This window comes from Nocardioides sp. R-C-SC26 (assembly GCF_021246465.1).
Classification (GTDB): domain Bacteria; phylum Actinomycetota; class Actinomycetes; order Propionibacteriales; family Nocardioidaceae; genus Nocardioides.
Map to the genome: position 1 here is coordinate 1 of NZ_JAHRHK010000056.1, position 332 is coordinate 332.

General features: G+C 72.3%; 1 protein-coding gene. It reads left to right on the forward strand.

Going from position 1 to position 332, the window contains the following annotated elements; genetic code table 11:
- On the forward strand, positions 1-332 hold a 332-nt coding region (locus KSO97_RS17415), incomplete at both ends, for a hypothetical protein (protein ID WP_232681944.1).

Below are 332 nucleotides of genomic sequence, written 5' to 3' on the forward strand. Positions count from 1 at the left end.
GTCGCCCTCGGCCGACCCGGCGCCGTCAGGCGAGGTCGACCTGACCAAGCCGCCCCGCACCTATGCCGAAGCGCTCGCCCATGCCGCGCAGATCGAGACCGCACCCGAGCGCGTCGTCCGTTTCGAGACCAACGACGGCACGTACTGCGTGCTCGAGTCCGAATTCCTGCCGTTCTCGTGCGAGCTGGCGCGTGGCGGAACCCCGGCCCCCGAGGTGTGGGGGGACGGTCCGAGCCAGAACGTCGGCCGGATCGAGGTCGTCGACGGCGTGCCGCAGCCGGTCTGCAACACCGACACCATCCGCGAGCCGGACGCCGTCCGGCTGGCGGTCG